The 14,769-nt window shown below is 50.3% G+C and carries 16 protein-coding genes, 3 tRNA genes and 1 riboswitch; of the genes, 5 read left to right on the top strand and 14 right to left on the bottom strand.

The genetic code is table 11. The features are described 5' to 3' along the window. The first annotated feature begins 135 nt into the window (after window positions 1-135). Together LQ229_RS23465 and LQ229_RS23460 are read left to right on the top strand one after the other, a co-directional pair. Complete coding sequence (locus LQ229_RS23465) at window positions 136-1,086, top strand: aminopeptidase (RefSeq protein ID WP_230193054.1); 951 nt, start codon at window positions 136-138, stop codon at window positions 1,084-1,086. A 408-nt stretch (window positions 1,087-1,494) separates the two neighbouring features. After that, complete coding sequence (locus LQ229_RS23460) at window positions 1,495-2,841, top strand: copper amine oxidase N-terminal domain-containing protein (protein WP_216540913.1); 1,347 nt, start codon at window positions 1,495-1,497, stop codon at window positions 2,839-2,841. A gap of 112 nt (window positions 2,842-2,953) precedes the next feature. Here LQ229_RS23460 and LQ229_RS23455 read toward each other — a convergent pair whose 3' ends face one another. The 3 genes from LQ229_RS23455 to LQ229_RS27190 all read right to left on the bottom strand — a co-directional run bounded on the left by LQ229_RS23455 (window position 2,954) and on the right by LQ229_RS27190 (window position 6,283). Continuing rightward, a complete protein-coding gene (locus LQ229_RS23455; protein ID WP_230193053.1) occupies window positions 2,954-3,973 on the bottom strand; it encodes a Gfo/Idh/MocA family oxidoreductase in 1,020 nt (339 codons plus the stop codon). Between the two features lie 489 nt (window positions 3,974-4,462). Then, complete coding sequence (locus LQ229_RS23450) at window positions 4,463-6,040, bottom strand: PAS domain-containing sensor histidine kinase (RefSeq protein ID WP_230193052.1); 1,578 nt, start codon at window positions 6,038-6,040, stop codon at window positions 4,463-4,465. 111 nt (window positions 6,041-6,151) lie between these two features. Continuing rightward, window positions 6,152-6,283: a hypothetical protein gene (locus LQ229_RS27190; RefSeq protein WP_290370070.1), complete on the bottom strand. Its 132-nt coding sequence runs from the start codon at window positions 6,281-6,283 to the stop codon at window positions 6,152-6,154. Window positions 6,284-6,812: 529 nt separating this feature from the next. On the opposite strand from LQ229_RS27190, the gene LQ229_RS23445 reads away from it, so the two are divergent. Together LQ229_RS23445 and LQ229_RS23440 are read left to right on the top strand one after the other, a co-directional pair. Then, entirely contained in the window at window positions 6,813-6,977 is a 165-nt protein-coding gene (locus tag LQ229_RS23445) for a hypothetical protein (RefSeq protein ID WP_216540916.1), read from the top strand. Between the two features lie 227 nt (window positions 6,978-7,204). Continuing rightward, window positions 7,205-8,257, top strand: coding sequence for a hypothetical protein (locus tag LQ229_RS23440; RefSeq protein ID WP_230193051.1), 1,053 nt, complete (start codon window positions 7,205-7,207; stop codon window positions 8,255-8,257). Between the two features lie 46 nt (window positions 8,258-8,303). Here the strand turns inward: LQ229_RS23440 and LQ229_RS23435 are convergent, their stop codons facing one another. The 7 genes from LQ229_RS23435 to LQ229_RS23405 form a co-directional block, all read right to left on the bottom strand. Further along, window positions 8,304-8,663 (bottom strand): Lin0512 family protein, encoded by a 360-nt coding sequence (locus LQ229_RS23435; protein ID WP_216540918.1) that lies wholly within the window; start codon window positions 8,661-8,663, stop codon window positions 8,304-8,306. Between the two features lie 89 nt (window positions 8,664-8,752). After that, window positions 8,753-9,181 (bottom strand): EamA family transporter, encoded by a 429-nt coding sequence (locus LQ229_RS23430; RefSeq protein ID WP_216540919.1) that lies wholly within the window; start codon window positions 9,179-9,181, stop codon window positions 8,753-8,755. Between the two features lie 351 nt (window positions 9,182-9,532). Beyond that, a complete protein-coding gene (locus LQ229_RS23425; RefSeq protein ID WP_216540920.1) occupies window positions 9,533-9,868 on the bottom strand; it encodes a PH domain-containing protein in 336 nt (111 codons plus the stop codon). A 134-nt stretch (window positions 9,869-10,002) separates the two neighbouring features. Further along, window positions 10,003-10,227, bottom strand: a complete 225-nt coding sequence (locus LQ229_RS23420) for a topoisomerase DNA-binding C4 zinc finger domain-containing protein (protein WP_216540921.1) — start codon at window positions 10,225-10,227, stop codon at window positions 10,003-10,005. Window positions 10,228-10,562: 335 nt separating this feature from the next. Next, a tRNA-Leu gene (locus tag LQ229_RS23415) sits at window positions 10,563-10,648 on the bottom strand. A gap of 21 nt (window positions 10,649-10,669) precedes the next feature. Beyond that, window positions 10,670-10,745 (bottom strand) — tRNA-Lys (locus tag LQ229_RS23410). Window positions 10,746-10,797: 52 nt separating this feature from the next. Then, window positions 10,798-10,872 (bottom strand) — tRNA-Glu (locus tag LQ229_RS23405). Window positions 10,873-11,146: 274 nt separating this feature from the next. On the opposite strand from LQ229_RS23405, the gene tlp reads away from it, so the two are divergent. Further along, window positions 11,147-11,362, top strand: a complete 216-nt coding sequence (gene tlp / locus LQ229_RS23400; protein ID WP_216539122.1) for a small acid-soluble spore protein Tlp — start codon at window positions 11,147-11,149, stop codon at window positions 11,360-11,362. 70 nt (window positions 11,363-11,432) lie between these two features. Here the strand turns inward: tlp and tenA are convergent, their stop codons facing one another. The 4 genes from tenA to thiD are packed head-to-tail and all read right to left on the bottom strand — an operon-like array spanning window position 11,433 to window position 14,392. Continuing rightward, on the bottom strand, window positions 11,433-12,101 hold the full coding sequence (tenA, locus tag LQ229_RS23395; protein ID WP_230193050.1) for a thiaminase II: 669 nt from the start codon (window positions 12,099-12,101) through the stop codon (window positions 11,433-11,435). 30 nt (window positions 12,102-12,131) lie between these two features. Further along, window positions 12,132-12,761 (bottom strand): thiamine phosphate synthase, encoded by a 630-nt coding sequence (thiE, locus tag LQ229_RS23390; RefSeq protein WP_230193049.1) that lies wholly within the window; start codon window positions 12,759-12,761, stop codon window positions 12,132-12,134. Further along, complete coding sequence (thiM, locus tag LQ229_RS23385) at window positions 12,745-13,581, bottom strand: hydroxyethylthiazole kinase (protein WP_230193048.1); 837 nt, start codon at window positions 13,579-13,581, stop codon at window positions 12,745-12,747. Before thiM ends, thiE begins: the two co-directional genes overlap by 17 nt. Then, entirely contained in the window at window positions 13,574-14,392 is an 819-nt protein-coding gene (gene thiD, locus LQ229_RS23380) for a bifunctional hydroxymethylpyrimidine kinase/phosphomethylpyrimidine kinase (protein WP_230193047.1), read from the bottom strand. The genes thiM and thiD overlap by 8 nt, the downstream gene beginning before the upstream one ends. Window positions 14,393-14,470: 78 nt before the next feature. Continuing rightward, a riboswitch (TPP riboswitch) is annotated at window positions 14,471-14,569 on the bottom strand. Window positions 14,570-14,769 lie beyond the last annotated feature (200 nt).

Below are 14,769 nucleotides of genomic sequence, written 5' to 3'. Positions count from 1 at the left end.
TATCGAAAAAAATGATTGCAGAAGTTCGAAAAAAAGCGGTAAAATGAAATTTAATACACTTTAGCGAAATGCAGCAATGAAACGCTGAAAATATGGCGGGGAAGGAATCGCCGGATTTAGAAAGGACTTTGCGACATGGAAGAAACCTACTTGCAGACGGCACGCAAACTATTAATCGATTGTTTGGGACTGCGGGCATCGGAAACGCTCATCATCGTTACCGATCCTCCGAAAAGGGATATTGCGGAAATCGTGCATGAGGCCGGGCTTTCCTTCGGCGCGGAGTCGGCGCTGATGCTGATGAAGGAACGGAGCAAATCCGGAGAGGAGCCGCCTAAACAGGTGGCGGAAGCGATGAAAAAGGCGGATGTATGCCTATGCATTACGAAGCATTCGTTGACGCATACGAAAGCGCGCAAGGAGGCGGCCGCGGCAGGCGTTCGTTTGGCGACCATGCCCGGTGTGACTTGGGATATGTTTACGGAAGGAGCGGTTACGGCCGATTACGTGCAGGTGAAGGCGTTGACGGAGCGTGTAACGGCTATTTTGACGCAGGGCAAGCATGTCCGCATCGTCAAGGACGGCAAAACGCTCGAATTCCCGATCGAAAACCGCAACGGCGTGCCGAGCACCGGCATGTACCTATATCCGGGAGAATCGGGGAATTTGCCTTCCGGCGAGGCCTACATCGCGCCCGTGGAAGGCACCGCAAGCGGGGAAATCGTCGCGGATGGGTCGGCGGCGGGCATCGGGAAGCTGGACAGTCCCCTGCTGCTGACGGTAGACCAAGGGCGCTTGACCGATGCGAGCGGCGCGGAGGCGGAACGATTGCTCCGGATGTTGGGCGACGGAGACGGCCGGCTGCTCGGCGAATTCGGCATCGGGACGAACGATAAAGCGCGCATTACAGGCATCGTACTCGAAGACGAGAAAGCGTTCGGCACGATCCATGTCGCATTCGGGAGCAATGCGACGTTCGGCGGCACCGTCGAGGCGGGCGTGCATATCGATTTGGTCGTGAAGGAGCCCGACGTTTATATCGACGACGCATTGCTGATGCGGCAAGGCAAGCTTGTAGGCGTCTAATCGATGGGAGACGGCAAGCGTCGGTTGCATTGCGCATTTCGCGCGTTTCAAGCCGGAGCGGCCTGGCATTTTTCGGCCTTCTGTCGAAATCCCCCTCGTTCAGAAGGCCGATTTCTTGCGACCGGAAAGCGATACATAGTCGCATTCTTGCTAACTGACGGAGAGGGATATTGACAGAAGGGAGCGTAAGAAGACGTATGGCCGCGAGTTGAAGAACTCGATCGCTTCATAGAACTTGAAGGTCATCGGCAATGGGCAAAAAGCTGCTCCTTTCGTCGCAATCCTAATAGGCGGAAAGATTCATTTTGCCGGAAAACGGCCTGCCGGCGCGGCAATTTGCGAAACGTCCGCCTTCCACATGCGTAACTCTACATTGTAACCATTATATGTATATGTAGGAGGACGTGTATGGTCAAAGGAACACTGCAACGAAAATTATGGGGGAGCTTCTTCTCAGCCGCAATCCTTGCGAGCGCCATTCTAATGCCATCGGCCGCTTCGGCTGCGGACGCCAAATTCGTGGAATCGATCTGGAACCGGTACAGCGCTATCGAGCAGACGGAAGACAAGCTGTACCAAGAAACGCTCCAATATCGGACGACGGAATTTGAAGCGTTGCGGAAAGCGGCGGTCGACCAGCAGAAGGAATTGGAACGAATCGTCGCCGAAGATCAAGCCTACCTTGAGAAATTATACGGGGACGATATTCGGCAATTGGAGGATGCGCACGGAGACGATCGGAAATACGTAAGCGATCTGCAGAAGTACAAACATCAAAGCGACCCGAGCTATTCCCTCGGTGCGATGTGGGAATACTATAAGGCGGCCGATAAAGCATACTCCTTAAGCGCGCATTGGAAGTTCGACAAAGCGATTTCGCCTTCTTATTCCACAAGCGTCATGTGGAAATACGGCAAAGCGGTTGACCCGAGTTATTCCACGAGTACGATGTGGAAATACCGCAATACGGTCAATCCGAATTATTCGACAAGCTTAATGTGGAAATTGAACAATGAAGCGGACAAGAGCTATAGCCTCGGCACCATGTGGCGTTACGTCCAAGGTAAAATATCGAAAACCGCCGCCCAGAAGGAAATGGACAAAACGTTCGCGAAAGCCCAATCCGACCTGGAACAATTCCGTGCCGACACGAAACGCACGCTTGACAATGTCCGCGACGATTCGGTACGCCAATTGAACGAAATTCGCGACAATATGATTGCCACGATTCTGGAGAAGCGCAGCGCGGCGATTAAGAAGCTGAACGATATAAGACAATCGTCGTTTGGCGGCGAGATAACCGTCCGCCCGCTCGAGCTGAAATTCCCGCCGCTTGCTGTCAATGTCGCGCCGCCTAGCGAAATTCAAGTCCTGCCGCCGTCCGGCAAAACCGCGCCAACCGGCGAGATTCAAGTGTATATCGACGGCGAGCTGCAATCGTTCGAACAGCCGCCCGTCAATATCGGCGGCAATACGCTCGTTCCGATGCGGGCGATCTTCGAAAGACTGGGTGCCGACATCAAGTGGAACTCCGTTTCCCAATCGGTAACAGCGATGAAAGACGGCACGAAAATGACGCTTACGCTAAACAGCAAAAAAGCAATCGTCGGCGATGAGGAAATCGCTTTGTCCGTTCCGGCCCAGTTGGTTCGCCAGACAACGATGGTGCCGCTAAGATTCGTCAGCGAAGCACTGGGGGCGGATGTGAAATGGGACGCAGCGGCGATGACGATCACGATTCAAACGCAAAATTAACCGAGAAATTAATCGAACCGTCAGGATCATCCTGACGGTTCTTATGATTCGCGAGAGTTGCCCCAGCACGACCTTACTCCGGCACAGCCGGCGCGATAACGCGCGGGCTTGCTTATAGTCTTACTATTTTGCCGCTCTCCTGGGATTCGAAAGCCGCCAAGATGACTTTGAGCGAACGCATTCCTTCCTCGCCGGAAACCGGCGACGCGGATTTCGTTACGATGCTTTCGACGAACGCGTCGATCACGCCGCTGGACGTCTGTTCTTCATTCGTCGCAATGGCGCCGACTTTATATTTTTCAACGCTGCCGTTGCGCAATTCGACAATGACTTGATCCTCCGGATCGGTACCGATCTTGATAACTCCATGTTCGCACCATAACACCGTACTGTTGTCCTCGCCTCTATAATAAGTCCAACTGGCCACGAGCGTGCCGATCGCCCCGCTTCTCATGCGCAGCACGCATGTCGCGTTGTCGTCGATATCGGTGTCGGCTTTGTCCAACGTGCCGATCATCGCCGCGACTTCCGCCACTTCATCCTCCAGCAGCCATCGGATCAGATCCGATTTATGCACGCCCAGATCGCCCATGGCGCCCATAATCGCTTCCCGCTTGCGGAAAAACCAGCTCTCGCACCCGTCCGCGCTCCAACTCTCCGGTCCGGGATGTCCGAACGATGTGCGGAATGTCAACACTTTGCCGAGTACGCCCGATTTCAATATTTCTTTCGCCTTTACATGCGGCGGCATGTACCGCTGATTATGCCCAACCATCAGCAATACATCGGTGCGACGGGCGGCTTCGATCATCGCTTCGCATTCTGCTTCCGAAGCGGCCATCGGCTTCTCGACGAGCACGTGCGCGCCGGCGTTCGCGGCGGCGATCGCAGCCGGAGCATGCACAAAGTTCGGCGTGCAGACGCTGACGGCGTCCGGTTTTTCCTTATTCAGCATCTCTTCGTAATCGGAATAAGCCTTTCCTCCATGCAATTGCGCGAATTGTTCGGCCCGTTCGATCACCGGATCGCAGAAGGCGACCAGTTTCACATGCGGGTTGGCCGCATATTCCGGAATATGCCGGTGCTTGGAAATTGAGCCGCATCCGATCACGGCCACTTTGATTTGATCCATCGTATCGCTCTCCTCTCCTTTATTACTGTATTCTATTGTAAACGCTTGTTGCGGATAAAATCCATGAACTATCTTATTGAGACCTGTCCGATATTGCTAGAATTGGAGGGAACAAAATATAAAGAGCAAGCGCCCGCCGGCATCCAATTACAATGGTTGACAGGCCGCATGCGGAACAATCTTGCTTTTTTGCTTATGCTGTATTACGCTTGAATAACGGATCGCCGCACGAAAAGGCATCCATGCCGAAGGGAAGAACTCTTCGAATCTTATTAAGCAATCGGGAGGAATTTACGATGAGCAAAACGCGCAGAGCCCGGCTGAAAGCCGAGCGCGCCGGAAGGTTGAATCCGGAAACAAGCAGGATCCGATGGACTCGCAAGCCGCAAACGCAGATCGTCAATAACAAAAAAGCGGAACAGCGCCGTACGTTATGCCGAAGAGGAGGCATAGACGACGGCGCTGTTTGCGTATTGACGAATCCGCGAGTTACCCATGCGCCGGGGGCAGCACAATATCTACGGTCGTTCCCCGGTTTAATTTGCTGCTGAACGAAATCGTTCCGCCGTGGGCCTCGATAATGCGGCAGCTTACAACCAGTCCTAGCCCCGTCCCGCTTTCCTTCGTTGTAAAGAACGGTTCCCCAAGACGCCCGATTCTTTCCTCGTCGATGCCCGGTCCCTGATCGACGATACGTATATGAACTTGGTTGAGACGTCCTTTACGAATATGAACCGTAACCGTCCCCCCGTTGTCCATCGCTTCGATCGCATTTTTCAACAAGTTGATGAATACTTGCTTGAGCTGATTCTCGTCGCATTCGACGAGCGGAATGCCTTTCTTCACGTCCATAACGATTTGCACATTGTTCAGTATCGCTTGAAGCTCCACCAGCATGACGACGCTATGAATCACATCGGGAATATATCTCGGCTCGAATTTGACGGCTTGCGGTTTGGCAATCGTCATAAATTCGTTGACAATAAAGTTGATTCGGTCCAGCTCGGTTAACATGATGCTGTAGAAATCCTGGTCTTGATTATGCTTCGACTTGAGCAATTGCGTAAACCCTTTGAGCGAAGTCAACGGATTGCGGATTTCATGCGCGACCCCCGCAGCCAACTGGCCGATGACCGATAGCTTCTCCGATCGCCGTATCAACTCCTCCGTGCGTTTGCGTTCGGTCAAATCCTGAAACACGCTCTGCACGACGGGGGATCCCATGTCCTTATATATGTAAATAGCAGACGCTTCGACATCGATCGTTCTACCGTCCAACCGATTTAATTTGATTTCGCGGAAACTCAGATGATCGTCCGTTAGAACGACCGACTCCAACCGTTTCTTTTCCTCTGCATAATAATCGGGATGGATGAATGTATAGACCGATTGACCGATCATGTCGGTCTTCTTCTCCGCGCCTAGCAATTTCACGGCCGCATCGTTGGCGTCGACAATCAGGTCGTTGCGATGCAGAATGATCGGCACGGGCGAAAGCTTTAACAGCCGTTGATAACGATATTCGCTTTCGATCGCCTTTTTCCGGTCCGTAATGTCCCTGCATAGTAACTGTACCGCAGGTTCGCCGCGATATCGTATCGGGACCGCCATCGCCTCGATCGTAATGAGTTGGCCGTAAGCGGTGGAAATATTCATTTCTACCGTTCCTTCGATTGGAATTTTGTTCTCATCAAACAACGACGCAGAGGCATGCGCGAAAAAATATTCCCCGATCGACTTGCCGTACAATTCGTTCGGATCTGCGACACCGATGAGCTCGGCTCCCGCAGGATTGACATAAACGATGGTACGGTCGCTATACACCACGATCGGCTCAGGCGACAGTTCAACCAATTGCCGGTACCGCTCTTCGCTCTCGCGGACCCGTATTATGTCGCCCAGTTCATCCTCCGGCCCGTTTTTTTCATTTTGAAATGCAATTTCGGCAATATCATGGTCGACTCCGGCAACGGCAACCTTTTTTTCGCGGCAATCATCCCTCGGAGCATTGGATGTACCGGTTTTTTCGGAATTTTTATACAATTTAGCCTTTGTCCGTTTTGTCACCTTCCATCACCTTTTCATTCCCGAATATCGTTACAACAACATATATTTCTACAACGATACATTTTTTCCTTCAAACTTTCGTCCCATTTTTGAATATAATTACGTACTTGGTTATTTTTTTCTATTTTTGGAACCGATTCTCCCTTTCACTTTCCCCGATATCTCATCCACTTCGATAATATATAAATCTTTGAACGTTCCCCGTAATTCGAACATTTTCCGTACCGCTTCCTCTTTTGTCATAGGGCCGAGAAGCTTTTTCCCCTTGTAACAAATATAGAACTGCACTTTAAATATACTTCCTTATTAGGATACGTTTCATAAAACATATCAAATAAAGAACAAAAAGTACAATATATTACATTGTTTAACATCTTTCAACATCACGGTTTTGCCGCAAAATGAAGAACGATGCCGAATTCATGCCAATTCTGTTCTTGCTGCGAATAACAGGATTGTACTTGCGCCAATTATTCGATACAGCGAAAACTTGCCCTCACTTTTCTACCACTCTTTCATAAAATGTATTAAATTAATAGAAAGAGGTGATTCCTGTGGCACATCGCAAAAGAAAAGCAATCACGATTGTTCTTCATCCAGGCCAAAAAGTCAAAGTCATCTGCAGACGTCGGAGAAAACACCACTGTGGCTGATCGTTCGCCGGAACGGAGAAGGAGTCGCTCCTTCTCCCTACGCCTCCTTCAACTGTAACTGCAATGTATGAATTTCTCTGTCCCATAACAAACTAGTCGAAAAGGGCAGGAGGCAAAAGATGAAACCATCGGTGAAGAAAGAGCTGTACTCACATGTAAAGGAATCTACGGAAGTGGTTCCGCAATCCGGCAAGGCAAACAACGCGCAACCGGAAAACGACGACCGCGCAAAAACACACGCTGAAAAGCTTCGTTACGAGAATGCGGACAAAATTTACGAGTAAGGAACTTGCTGGACGCCGGCTTGCGTTGATCGAAACGCCAAGTCGGCGTCTGTTTTTGCGCGTTGTTCGGACGGCTTTTCAATCAAATATTTATAAAAAATGCAATAGAGTGAAGGAGAATTGGGACAAGATTTGGTATAATCAAGTTATAAGAAAGTAAACAGAGGAAATGGAAATTATTTCGTTGAATTGAAATAGAGCGTTCGAAACAGGAAGGATGGGAATCGGTGAATCCGATCAAAAAATTAAAATTAAAAGCTCAATTGCGCAACTGCGACTATGCGCTTGCAGGAACGGTTATTAAACAGCAATATTACGATACGACGAAAAATATCGAAATCAATCGGCTGATCGACCAATTTATGGCGAATCCCGGTTTTGAAACGGCTTTGAAACTGATCGAATTTAACGACATGATGGTGTTTTATTTCACGGAGAGCTGCGAAGGCGGATTGTATGTCAGAAAAACGATGCAGCAATCGGACAAAATCACGGAAGCCGAAGCCGGCGAAGCTGCTGCGGATCAATCCGATACCGTCCGGGATGGCGGAAGTGAGGGACCCGTATCCGAAATCGCTTCGGTTGCATCCGTTCCGCCTGCATCGCAATCCGGTTCCGCTCCAACATCGGAGACAAAATCAAGCGAGAAAAAAGAAGCTGTTGCCAAAAAATCGGCAAAACAAGATTTGCTTCGCAAAATCGACCAAAGAAGAAACGGCGCGGCGGCAAACTTGGAAGAGGATCAGGCCGAGAGCGAAGTGTCGGCGACGGCAGAGGCGGCGAGCGCTTCGGCCAAGCCTGCTCAGGCCAAGCCGCAGCCGGCGGCAACCGATGAGGTTGCCGAAGCTACGCAAGCCGCGGCCAAGCCGAACAACGCGAAGCAGGCCCGTTCGGCCGCTGCTGTGGCCCCCGCTTCGCGGCCGACGGCGGCGCGCTCATCCGCAGCGCAGCAAGCCGCCGATGCGCGTCCAGGCGGGACTGCTGCGCAGAAGCCGGCCGCACAGCAGCCGGATGCTCAGCCGGCCGCGGCGCGCTCATCCAATGCGGACAAGCCTGGCGCTGCAAAATCCGTGATCACCAAGCAGCGCAGGCTATACCCTAACGTGATCGCCACGTTGCAGCTCGATATCCATACGATGAGCAAGCAATTGGACGAATATAAGCGCGAACTGAAAAGGAATCCGGCCAACGACAAACAATTGAAAGCGTGGATCAAAGCGCTGGAGGACGCGATTCGCGAATTCCATCTCGCCATCGATCTGCTGGAGGACGGCCGTTAATGCGATCGGCGAACGGCCTTCGCTTCTAGCTTGCAGCTTCTAGCTTCTAACAGCCCACTTCTACCGACGCGTTCACGATATAGATCAAATCGTTGACATCTTCCTTGTCCGGCAGTATGATGCCGCTTGTCGTAAGCATGCCGCCGTCCATTACTTCAACGTTCACCCGGCCGTAAGGAAGTACCGCCTTCACTTGCTCGATATCCAATTTATCCTTGTCGCAAGGAACGGCCAGTTTCACGTTGACAATCATATTGTCCAGGCTGTTGCCTGGCAGAAACGAACGAAGTCCAGGCATCGAATTATGGCGAATCGCATTTTGCACGGCTCTGACCGCGGCTTTGGTTACATTTTGGCCGTGCAGATCGGTCCCCATGCCCAATTCGATAAAAAACAATTTTTCCATGTTCTCTTCATCCCTTTGTCCCAATAATAATATGTAAATTTACTATACCTTGTTCCTCCGCTCCCCTCAAGCTCGAGCGCAGAACTCGATCATTTGACGGCGACCAGCAGCGCCCCGGCGGCAATAAGAAATACGCCGATTGCGTTGATCAGCGATATTTTCTCCCCTAAGAAAATAACGGCCAGAATGACGGCGATCACGACGCTCAATTTATCGATCGGGCCGACTTGGGAAACCTTCCCGTACTTTAACGCCAAAAAGTAGAACAACCATGATAGCGCTCCGGCCAACCCGCTGGCGATAATAAAGGTGAGCGCCTTTTTATTGGCCAGAATTGTGCTCACCTGACTTATCTTTCCCTCAAACACGACCACCAACACCAAAAACAATGCCATAATGACCGCTCGAACGGCCGTTGCCGTATTCGCGTCGATGCCGCTTAACCCGATCTTGCCGAAAATCGCCACCAAAGCAGCCATGACCGCCGATAATAGCGCAAAAATCAACCACATGCTCAATGTTTTCATCACTCCTAGCAGGATTCCGTTTTCGTTCAACCTAACTATACTGCGTTCACCCGATCCGCTCAAGCGACAAGCTCCAATAACGAAAGCCCGGATCATCGACCGGGCTTGAAGTCTTTAGGCCATGTTGTATTGTATACAACATAAAAGGGGCCATTATAGGAAAACAGCTAGTTATGTTGTAGAACGTACAACATATGCGCAACACAAGGTCAAATATCGTGCGAATTGACTTAAAATGTTGTATATTTTGCAGCATAAACGTGAGCGCTTCAAGGAAACGGAGTGGAATGTTGTACGTTATACAACATCGGCCAAAGCGCTGTCACTCTATGTCGTACAGGTTTACGAGATTCGCTCCAAGATCATCTGCTGAATGATCACGCTTCTATTTCTATTGATCGCTTCAATAAGGACCTTATTATGATTGGTTTCAATTCGCATGCTACCTTTCTGGGAATCGACGGAAATAAAATTAATTTCCCGGTACGGCAACTGCTTCAATTCATATGTAGTCATCATTTGGCATGCACTATAAACCCGCTTATCGGTCACGACCAGAACCCCCGGGCCCCGATCCAAGTTGACCGGCTCCACATGCAGAACCTGTTCATCCGGTTTAAGAAAGCGTTCCGCCTCTATTAACGAACCTTGATTAAAAAATTTAGTCATTCCGTTCATATGAGCAGTCGCTCTCCTAAAGTCGAGTCTCATTTCGACACCTCCCAAATCCTAATTCGACATTAGGAAATAAATTCCTGCCGGTGCTTTTGCTCATCTATAATTTCAACGGGTTCCTTTATTCAAAATGCCCGCTACACGTTCTTTGTAAATCTACACTTTGGATAACCGCTGCAGCCTATGAATGCACCGTTTTTTCCGCGCCGCTGAACTAATGGACTGCTGCATTTCGGACAAACGCCGGAAGTAACTTTTCTCTTATCTTCTTGAATCGCAACTTGAATATCTTTAACATGTTTCCTTCTCTCTTCCTTCTTATAAACGGACTTTGCCGCCAACTCGTCATGTACCTGTTTCATTTGCTCCCCAGTCAACAACGTTGTCTTATATTTATGTATTGTAGAGATTAATTTACTTTTTCTTCTGTTATAGTTCGACTTTATGCGACTTTTTCCTTTTTAACAGAACTTTTGTCCCCAATCCGTCCCCAATCGAATTGAGAGAGCGCCTCGTCCCAACGGCGTACGCCACTTCATCGAAATAAGAAAAACCGCTGGAGACAATCGCTCTCCGGCGGTTCAAAATAACGCCAGAATTTGCCGCTCATCGAATAAACGCTGCGGAAAAATTGGCAAAGATCCTCCGTCAAATTAAAAAATCCCTTGCGCCGCAAGGGATCTGAGCTTGTTATGTATGGTGCGGTAGAGAGGACTCGAACCTCCACGGGCGTACGCCCACTACCCCCTCAAGATAGCGTGTCTGCCATTCCACCACTACCGCACATTGGGGAAAAATAAAAACTGGTGAGCCATGGAGGACTCGAACCTCCGACACCCTGATTAAAAGTCAGGTGCTCTACCGACTGAGCTAATGGCTCTCGTTGTCTACGCAAGTTGCTCGCCACATTTTTCAAATAGTTGAAAAAGAGATGGTGACCCGTAGGGGATTCGAACCCCTGTTACCTCCGTGAAAGGGAGGTGTCTTAACCCCTTGACCAACGGGCCGTATGAAGTAATTGTTTCCTTCACTTTCGTGACAACAAAATTGATTATACAAGAAAATACGACCGATGGCAAGTCTTTTTATACAGTAATTTTTCATCCAATTATTTACTGTTGCATCGTTGTTCAAAACGCCGCGTTTTCCCACAAATATACAAGCGAGCGGTGAATAATAGCGCCCCAACCTTGCCATCTTATACATTGACTTCATGTCCCGATTATTGTAACGGACGTGAATTGGAAATATGTTTACCAAACTGTTTAGGAGGAGTGTAACATGGCCAAGCCGGACGACCGTTCCGATAATGTGGAACACCTGCAAGACGCTGTGCAAAATACGATTGAAAACATGAGAGAAGCCCGCGACTATCTGGATGAGCATGCCGACGAAATTAGCGGCGAAGAAGCGGAACAAATTCGCAACAAAAACGAAAACCGCCGCCAAAGTTTGCGCGGCATGCGCGAGGAAATCAAAGACGAAGCGAATTCCTAACAACGAAAAGAGCCTGCTGCCAGGCTCTTTTCGCGCATTCACGACCGGCCTGAACCGTTCGCCAATACCGTCAATACGACATTTGCCGTTTGTACGCCATATCCCAAAATAAATATTCAAACTCCACGCTTGTTCTGAAAATATCTTCAATGGCACGCAATTCCTCTTGCGATTTATATTGGCATAACTCATCGAGCGTGTCGTAAAACCATTCGAAGGATTTTCCGAATTCGTCGCTTGCATAGCTTTCTATCCATGTCTTGTAAAAATTGTTTTCCAACGATCCCCGGTATTGTTCTTTTAACCTTGCGGCATAGTCGTAATAAGTCCACGCACAGGGGAATATGACCGCTAAAATCTCAGCAACCCCGCCCGTTTGCGCGACGGCCATCATATTGGACGTATAGGCTTTGTTCCAAAGGGATGGTTGTGACGTTGCCGCTTCATCCGGCGCGATCCCGTATTCTTTCATATAGTTTCTATGCAAATCCATTTCCCGGTTCAGGATATTGTGCTGAATCAAGGTGAACCTGGCCATCAGCTTTTCCTCTTTGGCTTTTACCGCGCCCATAGCGAAAATTTTCGCATATTCAATCAAATACTTGTAATCTTGAATCAGATAGAACCTAAACGATTCCTTATCCAGCGTTCCCCGCCCCATTTCATGCAGAAAAGGATGATTGTATCCTTCTTCCCAGACGGCACCCGACTTTTCCTTGAGCATTCTTGAAAATGACATCTTCACATTCTCCAATCCCATTTTTTTATACTAAATACTAAGAAACAAATCTTTTATTTTCTTGGCCGCGAGCGCAATATCGTCTTCGGAAACGATCGCGGAAACGACCGCAATTCCGTCGATCCCCATCCCTTGGAATAACGGGATCGTGTCCGGGTTGATGCCGCCGATCGCCACAATGGGCAAACGAATCGCTGTCCTGATCTCCTTTAATTCGTTCATGGACACCGATTTGGCATCGGCTTTGGTACCCGTGGCGAACATCGCGCCGACGCCGATATAATCGGCGCCGTCCCTTTCCGCTTGCAAGGCTTCGGCAAGGTCGGAGGCGGAGACGCCAAGGAGTTTGCCTTCTCCGATCATGCCGCGCACGATTCCGGCCGGCAAATCGGTTTGTCCGACATGCACCCCGGCAGCGTCTACCGCCAAGGCGATATCCACACGGTCATTGATCAGAAGCGGCACCTTATAGCGGTCGCAAACGGCCTTCACCCGTACGGCGGTGCGATAAAAATCCAACGAGGACAATGTTTTCTCCCGTAATTGAACGAGCGTACAACCTCCTTGAATCGCCAGTTCCACCGAATGTTCCACCGTATGCGTACTCATCAGGCCGCGGTCCGTAACGAGATAGAGGCTGTAATCAATATTCCGGCTCATATAATTTCCCCCTCGCACATATCGTTTCTCCGCCTAAATTGCCGATTTGATCGATCAGAGCGACACGGTAACTGCCGAGTCCCTTATGCCCCGCTTGTTCAAACGCAATTTCGCCGGCAATCCCCATCGACATCACGCCTGCCGCGGCCGCAACCAGATCATCGGAACCGGCGCCGCAGAACGAACCGATGAGGGCAGAGCACATGCATCCCGTACCGGTGATGGAACCGAGCGCTTTATGCCCGTTTTGGATACAGAGCGTACGGACACCGTCCGATACGATATCGGTTTCGCCTGTAATGGCAACAACACAGTTGTATTGACGCGCCAATAATCGCGCGATGCCGACGCCGCCCTCCGGACCGCCGGCCGCATCCGTCTCGGAAGCGTCGACGCCTCTCGTATTCGCGTTTGCGCCCGCTAAACATTTGATTTCGGATATATTTCCTCTGATGACGCTGAATTGAATCCGTTCCAGCAATGTCCGGGCAGTCCGGTTCCGAAGCTGCGACGCCCCCGCACCCACCGGATCCAGTACAACGGGAACGCCCGATTCGTTCGCCTTCTGACCGGCGGCGATCATCGCTTCGACGACCCTGTTGTTCAAGGTCCCCATATTCAGCACCAGGGCGGAAGATATGGCCACGATCTCCGCGACTTCATCGGCATCGTCGGCCATGACCGGAGAAGCGCCGATGGCCAAGGTGACGTTCGCGCAATCGTTAACCGTAACGTAGTTTGTAATTTGATGAATCAAAGGCTTCGATTGCCGGACACGGCTTATCAATCCGGCGGCTTCCGTCAACAATCCGTTATTCATCTGTCCCCATTCCTTTCTCTAATCCGTTTTTATATAGCGAATAAAAATGATGAGTAGGCCCGTTCCCCTTGCCGATCGGCAAAGAATGCCGAATGGCCGTGGTGACGTATTCCTTCGCTCTCCGCACCGCTTCTTGCAATCCGAATCCAAGCGCAAGGTTGGAGGCTATGGCAGACGAATAAGTACAGCCTGTCCCGTGCGTATTCTTGGTCTCGATACGCTGCGCGTCGAACGAATGGAACGATTCCCCGTCAAACAATATATCCAGCGCGTTCCCTGCGGCATGGCCGCCTTTCACGACGACATGTTTGCAGCCCATTCGATAGATCGCCGCCGCCGCTTTTTTCATATCGTCGACGCTGCCGATCTTGATGCCGGTAATCTTTTCCGCTTCGGGAATATTGGGGGTCAAGACGTGCGCCAGCGGAAGCACTTTCCGGATCAACGTATCGATCGCATTGGGGTTCATAAGCGGGCAGCCGTTCTTGGCGTACATTACCGGATCGATGACGACGTGCCGGGGAGCGTACTGTTTCAGCTTTCCTGCGACCGCCTCCATACATTCGGGCTGCGACAGCATGCCGATTTTCACCGCGTCCACCTCTATATCCTCGAACACGGCTTCGATTTGCTTTTCGATCATATCCGGCCGCATATCCTGTATATCGATCACGCGGCTTGTATTCTCGGCCACCACCGACACGATCACGCTCATGCCGAATACGCCGTGAGCGGAGAACGTTTTCAGGTCGGCCTGGATTCCCGCTCCCCCGCTGCAATCCGAGCCGGCAATGGTTAGCGCTGTCTTCATCGGTACATCATCTCCATTTCTATTGATCATATATAAAAAAAATCCCTTGTCCGAAAAACGGCAAGGGAAAAAAACCATAATGGAACATGGATTGCTTCCCTACGCTAGTCTTAACTAACAGGTTCAAAGGGTCAGGTTTTACCTTCTCAACTGCGAACAGTCCCCCCGCAAACGATGAAATCGTATTCGATTGTAAACAGGCGCATCCATATTTCGCTAGAGTGAAAGGCTGGGCGGGGCCCAGCCCCTTCTCATCAAACCGTACGTGAGGTTTTCCCTCATACGGCTTTCCGATGTTCGTCATCATGAGCATGCAGATTACAAGAGCGTTTTAAGTCCATATTGAATAGACAAAGACTTCACTTCGCGCAGCGAAC

It is taken from the genome of Paenibacillus sp. CECT 9249, assembly GCF_918697855.1.
Lineage (GTDB): Bacteria > Bacillota > Bacilli > Paenibacillales > Paenibacillaceae > MSJ-34.
This window is presented reverse-complemented; position numbering and strand designations above follow the sequence as displayed.